We start from the raw sequence: 12,948 nt of genomic DNA on the forward strand, positions 1-12,948 counted from the left end.
CCAAGCCTATTCAGACGTAGACGTTGAAGACGTTGATGAGGTGGACGGAGCAATCCCTAGGTCGCTGACCGCCTCCGTCATAATCTCTTTGAAGGTCGGCGCAGCGGACGAAAGCGCAAGGTGCGGGGTGCCGTTAAGGCCGACGTAGACAAGGACCGAGGGGTCGTCGGCATTCGCAAAGCCGCAGAGCGACGAGACGTACTTGTTCTCGGCGTAGCCGCCTTCCTCGCTTGCCTGCTCGCCCGTGCCGGTCTTGCCAGCGATGTCGTAGCCGTCAACCTGGCCGTTCTGGCCAGTGCCCTCGGTCATAACCGTGCGCATCATGTCGGTGACCTCGTCGGCCGTCTCCTTCGAGATGATCCTGTCACCCGAAGGCCAGTCGACCTCTTCGCCTCCCTTCGAAATCAAGAAGTGTGGCGTATTGGGGATGCCATCGTTGGCCACAGCGGCAAATGCACGCACAATCTGTATCATCGGGACGGCAAGCCCCTGGCCAAACGACATCTGTCCGCAGGTCGAGCCGTCGTATTCGTCCAGGCTCTTGACAATGCCAGTGGATTCGCCGGGATAGTCGATGCCCGTCAGCTGGCCGATGCCAAACTTCGCGACGCCTTCAGAGAACCGTTCGGCGCCGATGACCTCCTGTCCCAAGAGCGCGGCTCCTGGGTTGGAAGATCTTCGCAGGATCTCGCGCACCGTCATGTCCATGTCGTAGTCGCGACCGTCGTCGTCGGTTACGTAGTCGTCGCCGACAAGCAGCGCCGCCGGCACGTTATAGACGGTGTCAGCATCAAAGAGCCCCAGCTCGACTCCTATGGAGACGGTAATCACCTTGAACATGGACCCAGGCTCGTACGACGAGGTGACCGGCTTGAGCTGAAGCGACTCGGAGCTGGTGTTAGAGAGGTCTGTGATCTTGGCCAGCGGAGTAGAGCACATGGCATAGATCTCTCCGGTCTTGGGGTTCATGACCACGACCGAGCCGGAGTCCGCGTTGTAGGTCTCGGCCGCCTCGGGGATGACCTCCTCGGCCTTTTGCTGGATCGAGATGTCGATTGAGATGACGATGTCCTCGCCGTCCTGGGCCTCTTGTATCTCAGAGACGCCGCCGGCAATGGGGGTGCCCGTGGCGCCGGTCTCGATGGTCATCTGCCCGTCAGTGCCGGAGAGAACGTCGTCGTAGTAATACTCAAGGCCAGTGATGCCACTGCCCTCCGAGCCCACGACGCCCAGCACCTGGCCGCCCACGTCTCCATAGGGATAGACGCGCTTGGTGTCGTCCAGGAAGTAGACGCCCTCCAAGTCTTCGTCATCAAGGCGCTGCTCGATCTCGTCAGCGATGTCAGTGTCCACCTGCTTCTCAATGTAGGCAAAGGTGGTGTCGCTCGTGAGCGTTGACGTGTAGTCCGAGACCTCCCCGCCAAGCTCGTCGGCCAAGATCTCGGCAATCGCGGAGGGATTGGAGACCGCCTGGGGGTTGCAGTAGATAGTCTCGCAGTCGACGCTCATGGCAAGCACGTTGCCGTTGCGGTCGTAGATGGTGCCGCGCTTTGCGTGAAGCGTCACCACGTTGGTACGGTTTTCCTGGGCGGCAGCGGAAAGCTCGCTGGCGTCAATCACCTGCAGATAGACGAGGCGTGCGGCAACGCACGCAAAGACCACGAGCATGCAGATAAGGATCATGCGCGGCCCACGCTCGCCGCCGCCCGGGCCCGAACCGCCCGGAATGGACGTACGAGTGCGCCAACGTGCACGAGAGGCCTCGTCGTACGAGGCCTCAGGCATACTCCGCCTACTTGGACGGCTCTGTCCCCTGTCGTAAATCACAGATAGAAGTCTACGCTTCGGAGGACGACGATTGGCTGGCATCAGAAGCCTGCGCAGCATCCCCATTAGTCGTCGAGTCGTCAGTCGTAGCTGTGTCGGTAGCCGTTGTGTCGGTGGAATCGGCAGTGGTGTCGGTGGTGGCGTAGGTGGTGGCGTCGGTGGTGGCGTCGGTCGAGCTCAGGTCGATGACCTCGCGATCCGTGGACAGGACCATGCCGTAGTTCTGGGTTGCGATAGTGTTGATTCGGCTGGACGAGGAGAGCACAGAGCGCTCAACTTGCAGGTTGTCATTATCTGCCTGAACGTCAGTGATCTGCTCCTTCAGCGTGGCGTTGTTCTTCAGCGCAGTGACCGTCGCGGTCGACAGATACACGCGGCCGAAGCACAGCGAGATAAAGACGGCAAAGCAAACGGCAAAGCGCTTGATGTTAAGGAGGAACTGCTGGCTGACGCCCGCGCGAGCCCTGGCGTCCAGACCGCCGCCGGGGACGACAGAGAACGACGGGCTCTGCTCGGGCTCGAGCTCTGTCGCGCGATTGGCGCGTCTTCTCTCGAGACCGGCCTCGTTCAGTGCCTCTGAGCCTTGATACCTCATGTTGTTACCTGCGTCCCCTGCTCGTGTTTCAATGACGGTCTTGCGTGTGTGGTGCGTTGGTGGTGCGTTTAAGCTGCGTTTTTGTTTCGTGATGCTGCGTTTGCCGTGCTATGCATACGGTCTTGCGACCGGGTGCACCTCTGTTGGCGCGCTCGTGACGTCCAACTTGACCGCCACGCGCATGAGCGCGCTCCGTGCTCGCGGGTTGGCCTTGACCTCTGCCTCGTCCGCGACGAGCGGTTTTTTGGTCCTGACCTCGACTATCGGCACGTGCCCGCATACGCACACCGGAAGGTCCGGCGGGCATATGCACCCTTGGGAGAGGTCTGAGAAGACGTGCTTCACGATCCTGTCCTCGAGCGAGTGGTAGGAGATGACGCAGATCCTGCCGCCCGTGTTCGCCCAGCGGACTGCCGCGCGAAGCCCCTCCTCCAGTGCGTCGAGCTCGTGGTTCACTTCGATGCGCAGGGCCTGGAAGGTCTTGCGCGCCGGATGGCCGCCGTGGCGGCGAGCCGCCGCGGGTATTGCTCGCTTGATGGCGTCGACCAGCTGAAACGTTGTCTCGATGGGCGCCTTCTTGCGGGTCTCGACGATCTGGTGGGCGATGCGAGACGCGAACTTCTCGTCTCCGTAGACGCGAATGATCCGGGAGAGGTCGGCTTCGTTGTAGGTGTTAATGACCTCTGCTGCGGTTGGGGTGTCTTTCCCCGGATCCATCCGCATGTCAAGCGGGGCATCCTCGTTGTACGAGAAGCCCCTCTCGGGGATGTCGAGCTGCGGCGACGAGACGCCAAGGTCAAAGAGGAAGCAATCCACTCCGGGAACGGCCGCCTTCAGAAGCAACGCGTCCAGGTCGCGGAAGTTGCCCTTCAACGGAAGAAACTCCGCGTTGGGGACCTCCTTGTCAAAGCGGGCGGCAGCGGCGGATAGCGCCATGTCGTCCTGGTCGATGCCAATGGAGAGCCCGTCGGGGGCAATCCTTTTGGCAAGCTCCACCGAATGCCCGGCCCCGCCCAAGGTGCAGTCGCAGACGACTTCGCCCGGCTTTGGGTCGAGCTCGGCGAGGGTCTCGTCGAGCATCACGGGAATGTGCCGATATTCGCTTGTCAAGATTCCACCCCCTAGTCGAACAGGAGCGAGTCGAGGTCCTCATCCAGGTAGCTGGACTGGAGCTCTGCCCACTTCTCGGCCGAGAAGATCTCGAAGTGGTCCACGTTCCCCACGATCTCGAGGTCCTTCCCCAGGCCAAACTTCTTGCGAATGGCCTCAGAGACCTTGCTCATGGCGATGCGGCCGGCGGAGTCGATGTCCACGGTGGTCGTGAGCGCCGAGAGCTTGCGGCGGGTTTGGTCCTGCTCGCGGTCCATGGGGTTGAACCCGTTGGGGAAGAAGCTCATGACCCACTTCTGATGGCCCTCGGGGGTAAAGCCGCACAGCGCTCCGTGGAAGGGAACCAGGCAAACGCGATCATCGAACTGCTTGCGAAAATCCGCAGGGAGGGTGAGACGAGACTTGGCGTCAAGTGTGCGGTTGTAGTGGTCGGTCAGGTACATCTCACCCTCCTTTCGGTGTCGCGGTTGCGGGGCATGCCCCCACGTTGCGTGAAACTAACTATAGGGATTTCTGCCCCACTTCTCAACACTTCCACCCACTTTTCTCCCCCGAACGGGAAGGTTTAACACTGGCTGCTACCTGTATGTTGTTTGAATACAAGATGTTGCGAGAACAGATGTTTGGCTCACAAGCGGTGGCCCCTCCCCTAGCCTGCTTTGAGGTGGGAGGCGGTGGGAGATGTGTGTCGGAGCTGTGTTGAGATGCCGCCTGCCGACGTCGCGAAAGTTCCACACATCGGCGCGCCAAGATCCACCGCCCCCACGCGACGGGGCTGCAGCCCCCGGCGCCCACGCGACGGAGGTTGCAGCCCCACACAACGGACCGCTGCCAGGTTGCGCGACTTTTGCGACATCAGAAGTCGCAGAACCTGGCAGGAGCGGCATCAGAAGTCGCGCAAAGTGGCAGAAGCGGCATCAGAAGTCGCATAAGTTGGCAGCGACGAGCATCAGAAGTCGCAGAAGTTGGCACGCGGGACGCCCTTTGCCATCGTGTGGGACCGGCGCCGAATTGGCTTGCTCAATAGTGTGGAAGTCCGCAACGTTTTCGCAGGTCGGAAGTCGTGTCGTGTGTGGTCGCGCGATTCGTCTCGGCTGCCGGCTCTATAGTGTGGGACCGTCCTGAATGCCATCCTCGCTGTGCCATTTTTCTACCTGCGGTTTCTCAAAGCCTTTCTAGCCAGGCGCTCATCGAGCGAGCCAAAAGCCCCACACAATAGAAACGCCAGACGCAAGCACCGCGACAACCCCACACGATAGGGTTTGAGAAACGACGAGATGGCAGGTAGACGAGCTATTTGATAATTGCGCCCCGCACAATGGGCAGCGGCATTCTTTCGACGGTCCCACACGTTTGCACGCGTGCATCAGAGGTCGCGCAACTTGGCAAGTGAGGCGGGCGCACTTCTCGGGTACGCAGCGGAGGCAGGCGCTTCCCGCCCTCCTTAGGTTTGCCTTCTTTGCCTGTGACCTCCCTGCCGTGGCGATTGGCGCGCGTCTTATTACGTATGCAGGTACATTTAGCCGCGTCGCATGCAGGCGACGCGACCATCCCGCACAATACGGACTGCAAGGGCGCGAGCCACCTCAGGCGCGCTTCCCTTCTTCCTGGCGGTGGAGGCTTGCCCCACAAAGCAGAGATTGCCTCATCCTTATCAACGAAAGCCTGCTCATCGTTGGCGACTCCCCCCCCTCGGCCGTCTCGTAAGTCAGTTCCCGCCTTCGCAGGTCTCTGCCTGAAAAGCTTGGAATCTTAGGAGCCATGCTGGCCAGGCATTTAGCCGCGAGAGACTGCCCGAGCAGCGGCAAGGCATCACTCTATCGTATGGTCTCTCCCAGAATGCTACGCGCCACATGCCAATTCTCTGCCTGCGGTATTGTGGAGGCCATTCCGCCGAGAGTCTGCTTCGGGGCGAGAAGCCCCTCGCAATGCAAGAATCGCCCAGCGCCCTTTGCCGCAGCCAGCACTATGGAGCCTAGCCTAAGGAAGCTGCTGATAGGAGGACTGGGCAAGAAGGGCTTCGCCACACGACAGGCCATATCAATTCTTTTGCAGCCCCACACGACGGACCGCTGCCAGGTTGCGCGACTTTTGCAGCATCAGAGGTCGCGCAAGTTGGCATGACGGGCATCAGAGGTCGCGCAAGTTGGCATGACGGGCATCAGAAGTCGCATAAGTTGGCAGCGACGAGCATCAGAAGTCGCAGAACTTGGCAGCGGTCGCGTAGGGCGCGTAGGGCGCGGGGGCACCGGAACGCCACGGCGCACTGACGAATGCGCGGCGTCTCAGTATGCAGCGGGTGCATAGCGAAAAGCAGAGATGTGCATTGTACTTTGCTCATCCGCTGAACCAGAATTGGAGACAGAAAGACGAAGAAGCGTCCCCAACAGGAGGAAAAACATGATCAGCTACAAAATGAACGACGGCAACAGCATCCCAGCCCTCGGCTACGGCACATTCCTGATGTCTTCTGCCGAGGTCGCCGAGCACCTGCCCGAGGCCATCGCCGCCGGCTACCGTCACATCGACACGGCGAACGCCTACTTCAATGAGGTCGCGGTCGGCAAGGCAATCCGCGAGTCCGGCATCCCGCGCGAGGAGTTCTTCGTCACCTCGAAGCTCTTCCCCCAGAGCTACGGCGCGGACGTAATCGACTCCGAGATTGACGCCACGCTCGAGCGCCTTGGGCTTGACTACCTTGACCTGCTCCTTCTCCACCAGCCCTACGGCGCCTACACCGAGGCCTGGAAGGGAATGGAGCGCGCGAAGGCTGCCGGCAAGCTTCGCTCGATTGGCCTTTCCAACTTCAACCGCGCCAAGATGCAGCAAATACTTGATGTGGCGGACATCACGCCGCAGGTGCTCCAGATCGAGATCAATCCCCGCAACAACCAGCACGCAATGAAGGAGTGGCTGGCACCCAAGGGCGTCGTCTTCGAGGGCTGGTACCCGCTCGGCCATGGCGACAAGGCGCTTCTCCAGATGCCCGTCTTCACCGAGCTTGCCGAGAAGTACGGCAAGTCAACGGCGCAGATCATCCTGCGCTGGCACGTGCAGGAGCAAAACGTCGTCTTCCCGAAGACCAACAACCCCGCCCACATGCGCGACAACCTGGACATCTTTGACTTCGAGCTGACCGACGACGAGATGGCTCGCATCAACGCAATCCCCCAGCAGCCCTACTACAAAGTCCCCGACGAGGCTCCTGCGTTCGTGCTCGCGCACAACGATTACAGCCAGCAGCACTAGCCCAAAGCGAACGGGGCAGGGGCCCTCGCACGCAAGCGTAGCCCCCAGGCGCCTGGGCGCCAACTTTGGAAAGCATTTGCCTCCAGGAGCGGCAAAATCCAAAGATGGTGCCCAGGCGGCATAGCAGAGAGAAGTACGTGAAGGCGGCCGCAGCGACAGCGGCCGCCTTCCCTACGAAACGTGCGCTCGCGGATGCGCCGCCAGATACACCGACCTCACGTGAGTGCGGTCCACGTGCGTGTAGAGCTGCGTCGTCGCAATGTTGGCGTGGCCCAAAAGCTCCTGCACAACGCGCAGGTCGGCGCCGCCCTCAAGCATGTGCGTCGCGAAGCTGTGACGCAACGTGTGGGGGTGCAGCCCCTCAATCCCAGCCATGCGCCCTGCTCGCTCGACAATCTTGTGGACCGACTGGCGAGAAATGCGCCCCCCGCGCTGGTTCAAAAACACCGCTTGCGTGGGAGTGCGTCCCACCAGAAGGCCTCGCCAGCTCCCCAGATATGATCCAAGGGCCTCGGCGGCAGTGCCTAAGATGGGAATGACCCGCTCCTTCGACCCCTTGCCAAAAACGCGGATGACCTCCTCGTCTAGCGCGACGTCGCGAAGGTCGAGCCCACAGAGCTCCGAGACGCGAACGCCGCAGCCATAGAGCACCTCGAGCATCGCGCGGTCCCGCTGGCCGGCCGCCGTCTGGGGCCAAGGCTGGTCGAGCAGGGCGCTTGCTTGCTCAATTGATATCACGTCAGGAAGGCGCTGAGGCTTTGAAGGCAGCGGCAGGTCTGCGGTCGGAAAGTTTTGGCAAATCTCATCCGCGACCATGAACCGATGGAAGCCCTTTATCGCAGAGACCGCGCGCTCGACGGACGCCGGGGCAAGCCCCACGTCTTCCAACGCGGCCTCGTGGGCCTCGATCATCTGGCGCGTCACCTCTTCGGGCTGGGTCACGCCCTGGTCGGCGAGGTCGGCCAGATAACGCGAAAGGTCGCGACCATAGGCCGCGACCGTATTCGCAGAGCAATTTCGTTCGACGCTCAGATAGTCCAGATACTCCTGAAGCGCCTGCGACAAATCCATAACGGCTCGATCCATTCAGCCGGCGTGTTGCCGGCAACAGCTGCCGCCCGATGCGCCTGACGCTAGTCGGTCGGGTTTACCTCGTGGCGGTCGACGCCCTCATGGTGGCCGATGCTCGCGCGCACGAACTCGCGGAACAGCGGCGCGGGCTTGGTCGGGCGGCTCTTGAACTCGGGGTGCGCCTGAGATGCGACGAACCACGGGTGCATCGACTCGGGAAGCTCGATCATCTCGACCAGGCGGTTGTCGGGCGAGAGGCCCGAGATGACCATGCCGGCGTCGGTGAGCTGCTTGCGGAATGCGTTGTTGACCTCATAGCGGTGACGATGGCGCTCGTAGATGAGCTCCTCGCCATAGGCCTCGGCCGCAAGCGTGCCGGGAACGACCTTGCAGGGGTAAGCGCCCAGACGCATGGTGCCGCCCTTGTCGGTGACGTCCTCCTGGTCGGGCATGAGGTCGATCACGGGATAGTTGCACTCGGGCTCAAACTCGCTGGACATGGCGCCAGGAAGGCCGGCGACGTCTCGGGCAAACTCGCATACCGCCATCTGCAGGCCAAGGCAGACGCCCAGATACGGAATCTTGTTCTCGCGAGCATAGCGCGCGGAGAGAATCTTGCCCTCGGTGCCGCGCAGCCCGAAGCCGCCAGGAACCAGAATGCCGTCGGAGCCGTCGAGAATGTCGTTCACCGTCTCCTCGGTGATCGTCTCGCCGTCGACCAGCTTGATATCGACGTGACGGTTGTAGAAGACGCCGGAGTGGTGCAGCGCCTCGATGACGGAGAGATAGGCGTCCGGAAGCTGCGTGTACTTGCCCACGACGGAGATCTTGGTCTTCTCGGGCAGCTCGTTCGCGGCGTGAAGGGAGCGCGTAAAGTTGTTCCAGTCGGTCATGTCGCGCTCGCGCGGGTCTAGGCCGAGCTTCTTGCAGACGATCTCGTCAAAGCCCTGCTCTGCAAGGTGCATAGGCACGTCGTAGATGGACGGGCAGTCGGAGTTCTCGAACACGCAATCCTCGTCGACGTCGCAGAAGTGGGCGATCTTGGCGCGGATGGGCGCCTCGACCTCGTGGTCGGAGCGGCACACGATAAGGTCGGGCTGGATGCCCATGGAGCGCAGCTCCTTCACGGAATGCTGCGTCGGCTTGGTCTTGACCTCGTGAGCTGCGGCAATGTAGGGAACCAGGCTCACATGGATGACGAGCGTGTTGCCGTGGCCCTTCTCCTTGCGGAACTGGCGCATGGCCTCCACGAACGGCTGGCCCTCGATGTCGCCGATGGTTCCGCCAAGCTCGGTAATCACGACGTCCGCCTGGGTCTGCTCCTCAATGCGCAGGAAGCGGTTCTTGATCTCGTTGGTGACATGCGGGATGACCTGCACGGTGCCGCCCAAGAAGTCTCCGGCGCGCTCGCGCTGGATCAGCGACTGGTAGATGAGGCCGGTCGTAAAGTTGGACTCGCGGGTAAGGTTCTCGTCGATGAAGCGCTCGTAATGGCCAAGGTCGAGGTCGGTCTCCTTGCCGTCTTCGGTCACAAAGACCTCGCCATGCTGGAAGGGGCTCATGGTGCCAGGGTCAACGTTGAGGTAGGGGTCTGCCTTCTGCATCATGACCTTGTAGCCGCGAGCCTTGAGCAAGCGACCAAGCGAAGCCGCCGTAATTCCCTTGCCGAGAGAGGATACGACGCCGCCGGTCACAAAAATATGCTTTGTCATGTGGGGGCCTTCCCGTAAGAGGTTGTCTTTTCTACGGGTCTTAATACTAGCGCGAGACGAAGGGGCGCGGGGCTCCGCTCACCGAGTGGACACAAGTTGTTTGTCGGGTGTCTAGAAATGGCGCGGCAAGAAGGGCGGCAGGCGGCGCGACCCCCATCGGCGCGACCCCCATCGGCGCGACCCCCATCGGCGCGACCCGTGCTACCTCGCGAGCGCGCGCCAGTACGCCACCGCAATCTGCGTGCGGTTCTTGAGGCCCAGCTTGGCAAGGATGTCGCTGATGTGGTTGCGCACGGTGCCCTCGCCCATGTAGGCGGCCTCGGCCACCTCGTGGTTGTCAAGGCCGTCCGCCACCAGGCGCACGACCTCGCGCTCGCGGTCCGTGAGCTGCGGGAACATGCTCGCAAGGTCGGGCTCCTCGCGCTCCGTGCGCCCGCGCAGCGACACCGCCCGCTCGAGCACCTCTCCCTCCATCACCGATTGCCCGCGCATCACCGAGCGCAGCGCCGGCGCAATCGTCGCCACGTCCTGCTTGATGAGGTAGCCGCGCGCGCCGAGGCGCAGCGCTCGCACGATGTACTCGTCGTCGGAAAACGTCGTGAGGAAGACGATGCGCGCCGCAGGGTCAGACGCAAGGATCTGCTCGGCCGCGTCAAGCCCGCTCATGCCGGGCATCTGGATGTCCATGAGCGCCACGTCGGGAGAGACCTCGGGCCACAGCCGCACGGCGTCGGAGCCATCCGTGCCCTGCCCCACGACCTCGATATCCGGCTGCGCGCCCAGCACGATGGCAAGCGAGCTCACAACCACGGCGTCGTCGTCCACGATAATGACTCTCATCGGTCGTTCCCCTTCCTCGGGATGCTCGCATACACCACAAAGCCACCGGCAGTAGGCGAGAAGTCCGCGCTCAGCGTGCCGCCAAGCGCGCGCACGCGCTCCTCCATCGACTGCAGCCCCATGCCGCCCGCGCGCCCGCCGTCTTGGCCAGGCGCCGGCGTCTTTCCGTTGTCGGCGACGGATAGCCGCCAGAAGCCGGGATGCTCTACGAGCTCGACGCGCACGCTCGTGGCGCCTTCCGCGTGGCGCAGCGTGTTAGAGATGGCCTCGCGCGTGACGGCGAGCAGGCACGCCACGACGGCAGGGCTCGCCTCGCCCGCCGCAATCTGGCAGGTGAGCGAGAGGCCCGTGCCAGCGCATGCCTCTTCGGCAACGTGACGAAGCTGCACGGAGAGGTCGCACGCGTCGTCCGCCATGCCGTGGACGCTCGTCCGAAGCGTGTCGAGCGCCTCGTGCAGCGTGTCCGCCACGTTTGAGAACTCGCCTTCTACCCGTGAGTCATTTGCATGCACCACCTTGTAGGCCTCCACCTGCACAATGGCACGCGTGATAAGGTGCCCCACATTGTCGTGGATGTCCCGCGCGATGCGGGCGCGCTCGGTCAGGGTGGCGAGTCGTGCGTCGTACTCCTGGCGATCCTGCAGGTCGCTCATCCGCTCCTCAAGCTTCTGCGAGCGCGCGCTGAGCTCGTCTCGGTCGCGGAGGTTCTTCTCGCGCTGACCAATCACATGACCCGTGCGCAGCGAGAGCATGGCGAAGGCCGCAGAGGTGAGCAGCGCCGAGGCGAGCTCGACAGCCGGAACGCCACGCGCGGCGGCAAGGACAAGCGGCACGGCCACAACGCAGCAGACGGCAGGTCCTCGCGACGAACGGGCAAGATCGTAGGTGGCGAGGGGAAGAAATGCGATCCCCTGCGGAAACAGACAGGCAAGGGCACAGTACGCTAGGGGCAAGATGTCGCATGCGACGCGAGAAGCGCGGTGCTGCTCGCCCAGCCCAAAGACCTCCACGAGGGCAGAGAAGCCCACGGCAACGAGAAACGACACTACCATCCCCACGTCAACCGACACGAGCGCGAGCGCCGGCAGGCAGCAGAGCAGCACGATGACCTTGTCGATGAGTCTTTCCATGATTGAAATTGTAGCGTGACGGGACGGGCGCAAGATTCGCGAGGCAGCGACCGCGCATCGAAGCCCTTTCGACGAGCCGAAAGGCACCGGAACGCAACTTTCCCAGCGCAGAGTTGCAGTTGAGCAAGTTATGTATGGATTTTTCTGGGCGCAAGACGTCCTAGACCACCTGAAGAAGCCAGACAACAGGCGTATTGCTCGCTTAGTGCACGGCTTCGGAGCATCACCGCGAAGAAATCTATACATAAGTTGATCAAATGCAACAGCACCCAAGAAATACTTGCTCTGCCGCCTCCCGCAAGCTGTAAGCCAAGCCCTCCCGGCACAGGTTGCCCGTAGGACGCCCCAAGCCAGCCCCGCAAACTCGTGACAAATGTCATGGCTGCATAGAGGTACGAGGTGACGCCGCACACTCCCCTCCAGCCCGCCCCGGGCATACGCTACAGACAACACGATGGGAAGGAATCGACTATGGCAGACATCATCTCAGTGGACGGGCTGGTGAAGCGCTACGGAGAGCTGGTGGCCCTTGACCACCTGGACCTCCACATCGCGCAAGGCGAGATCTTCGGGCTTCTCGGCCCCAACGGCTCGGGCAAGACCACGGCCATCAACTGCATCCTGCAGCTCTTGACCTACGACCGCGGAGACATCAAGCTCTTCGGCGAGCCCATGACGGCCGACAGCTACGAGCTCAAGCGCCGCGTCGGCATCGTGCCGCAGGAGGTGGCCCTCTTTAGTGAGCTCACCGCCCGCGAGAACATCGACTACTTCTGCTCGCTCTACGTAAGCGACACAAAGCGCCGCCGCGCGCTCGTAGACGAGGCCATCGAGTTCGTGGGGCTCGAGAAGTTTGAGAAGTTCCGCCCCAAGAAGCTCTCCGGAGGTCTCAGGCGGCGCCTCAACATAGCCTGCGGCATCGCCCACAAGCCAGAGCTCATCTTCTTCGACGAGCCCACCGTGGCCGTGGACCCGCAGAGCCGCGCGTCGATCCTCTCGGGCATCGTCGAGCTCAACCACGCCGGCTCCACCATCGTCTACACGAGCCACTACATGGAGGAGATCGAGCAGATCTGCACCCGCGTCATGATCATGGACCACGGCCGCTCTCTTGCCATGGGCACCCCCGACGAGCTGCGCCGCTCGATTGGCACCGGCGAGAAGATCACCGTCGAGTGCGACCCGCTCGCCGAAGACGTGCTTGAGAAGGTGCGCGCGCTGCCGCATGTGCTGACCGCCAGCTGGGCGGACGGCGAGCTCATGTGCTCCTGCGAGACCGCCGAGCACAACCTCGTGGACGTCGTGAGCGCGCTCACGGACGCGGGCGTCGCGTACGGTCGCATCACCTGCGAGCCTCCGACCTTAAACGACGTCTTTCTCGAGATCACCGGTCGCGAGCTCAGGGACTAGGTGA

General features: G+C 62.4%; 10 protein-coding genes. 2 read left to right on the plus strand and 8 right to left on the minus strand.

Annotated elements, in window-relative coordinates:
- Positions 1–6 precede the first annotated feature (6 nt).
- From ACOYJL_RS09530 to ACOYJL_RS09545, 4 genes are all read right to left on the minus strand, one after another.
- Positions 7–1,785, minus strand: a complete 1,779-nt coding sequence (locus ACOYJL_RS09530; protein ID WP_433569997.1) for a peptidoglycan D,D-transpeptidase FtsI family protein — start codon at positions 1,783–1,785, stop codon at positions 7–9.
- A 52-nt stretch (positions 1,786–1,837) separates the two neighbouring features.
- Entirely contained in the window at positions 1,838–2,422 is a 585-nt protein-coding gene (ftsL, locus tag ACOYJL_RS09535; protein ID WP_433569998.1) for a cell division protein FtsL, read from the minus strand.
- A gap of 108 nt (positions 2,423–2,530) precedes the next feature.
- Positions 2,531–3,532 carry a 16S rRNA (cytosine(1402)-N(4))-methyltransferase RsmH gene (gene rsmH / locus ACOYJL_RS09540; protein ID WP_433569999.1) on the minus strand — a complete coding sequence of 334 codons (1,002 nt, stop codon included), beginning with the start codon at positions 3,530–3,532 and terminating at the stop codon, positions 2,531–2,533.
- An 11-nt stretch (positions 3,533–3,543) separates the two neighbouring features.
- Positions 3,544–3,975, minus strand: a complete 432-nt coding sequence (locus ACOYJL_RS09545; protein WP_433570000.1) for a division/cell wall cluster transcriptional repressor MraZ — start codon at positions 3,973–3,975, stop codon at positions 3,544–3,546.
- Positions 3,976–5,932: 1,957 nt separating this feature from the next.
- Here ACOYJL_RS09545 and ACOYJL_RS09550 point away from each other — a divergent pair.
- The gene (locus ACOYJL_RS09550) at positions 5,933–6,781 is read left to right on the plus strand and encodes an aldo/keto reductase (protein ID WP_433570001.1); all 849 of its coding nucleotides are present in this window, start codon (positions 5,933–5,935) and stop codon (positions 6,779–6,781) included.
- Positions 6,782–6,952: 171 nt separating this feature from the next.
- On the opposite strand, the gene xerD is transcribed toward ACOYJL_RS09550, so the two are convergent.
- From xerD to ACOYJL_RS09570, 4 genes are all read right to left on the minus strand, one after another.
- On the minus strand, positions 6,953–7,852 hold the full coding sequence (gene xerD / locus ACOYJL_RS09555) for a site-specific tyrosine recombinase XerD (RefSeq protein ID WP_433570002.1): 900 nt from the start codon (positions 7,850–7,852) through the stop codon (positions 6,953–6,955).
- 62 nt (positions 7,853–7,914) lie between these two features.
- Positions 7,915–9,564, minus strand: coding sequence for a CTP synthase (locus ACOYJL_RS09560; protein WP_433570003.1), 1,650 nt, complete (start codon positions 9,562–9,564; stop codon positions 7,915–7,917).
- 201 nt (positions 9,565–9,765) lie between these two features.
- Positions 9,766–10,404 (minus strand): response regulator, encoded by a 639-nt coding sequence (locus ACOYJL_RS09565; protein ID WP_433570004.1) that lies wholly within the window; start codon positions 10,402–10,404, stop codon positions 9,766–9,768.
- Positions 10,401–11,534, minus strand: coding sequence for a sensor histidine kinase (locus ACOYJL_RS09570; RefSeq protein WP_433570005.1), 1,134 nt, complete (start codon positions 11,532–11,534; stop codon positions 10,401–10,403). Before ACOYJL_RS09570 ends, ACOYJL_RS09565 begins: the two co-directional genes overlap by 4 nt.
- Positions 11,535–12,005: 471 nt before the next feature.
- Here ACOYJL_RS09570 and ACOYJL_RS09575 point away from each other — a divergent pair, with 471 nt between their 5' ends.
- Positions 12,006–12,944 carry an ATP-binding cassette domain-containing protein gene (locus ACOYJL_RS09575; RefSeq protein WP_433570006.1) on the plus strand — a complete coding sequence of 313 codons (939 nt, stop codon included), beginning with the start codon at positions 12,006–12,008 and terminating at the stop codon, positions 12,942–12,944.
- The last annotated feature ends 4 nt before the right edge of the window (positions 12,945–12,948 follow it).

The sequence above is a fragment of the Tractidigestivibacter sp. genome (genome assembly GCF_050946515.1).
Lineage (GTDB): Bacteria > Actinomycetota > Coriobacteriia > Coriobacteriales > Atopobiaceae > Tractidigestivibacter.

What these genes read in the sequence shown, in the direction of transcription:
- ACOYJL_RS09530 (WP_433569997.1), bottom strand. Translation starts at nt 1,785, where the DNA reads ATGCCTGAGGCCTCGTACGACGAGGCCTCTCGTGCACGTTGGCGCACT.
- ftsL (WP_433569998.1), bottom strand. Translation starts at nt 2,422, where the DNA reads ATGAGGTATCAAGGCTCAGAGGCACTGAACGAGGCCGGTCTCGAGAGA.
- ACOYJL_RS09545 (WP_433570000.1), bottom strand. Translation starts at nt 3,975, where the DNA reads ATGTACCTGACCGACCACTACAACCGCACACTTGACGCCAAGTCTCGT.
- ACOYJL_RS09550 (WP_433570001.1), top strand. Translation starts at nt 5,933, where the DNA reads ATGATCAGCTACAAAATGAACGACGGCAACAGCATCCCAGCCCTCGGC.
- xerD (WP_433570002.1), bottom strand. Translation starts at nt 7,852, where the DNA reads ATGGATTTGTCGCAGGCGCTTCAGGAGTATCTGGACTATCTGAGCGTC.
- ACOYJL_RS09560 (WP_433570003.1), bottom strand. Translation starts at nt 9,564, where the DNA reads ATGACAAAGCATATTTTTGTGACCGGCGGCGTCGTATCCTCTCTCGGC.
- ACOYJL_RS09565 (WP_433570004.1), bottom strand. Translation starts at nt 10,404, where the DNA reads ATGAGAGTCATTATCGTGGACGACGACGCCGTGGTTGTGAGCTCGCTT.
- ACOYJL_RS09570 (WP_433570005.1), bottom strand. Translation starts at nt 11,534, where the DNA reads ATGGAAAGACTCATCGACAAGGTCATCGTGCTGCTCTGCTGCCTGCCG.
- ACOYJL_RS09575 (WP_433570006.1), top strand. Translation starts at nt 12,006, where the DNA reads ATGGCAGACATCATCTCAGTGGACGGGCTGGTGAAGCGCTACGGAGAG.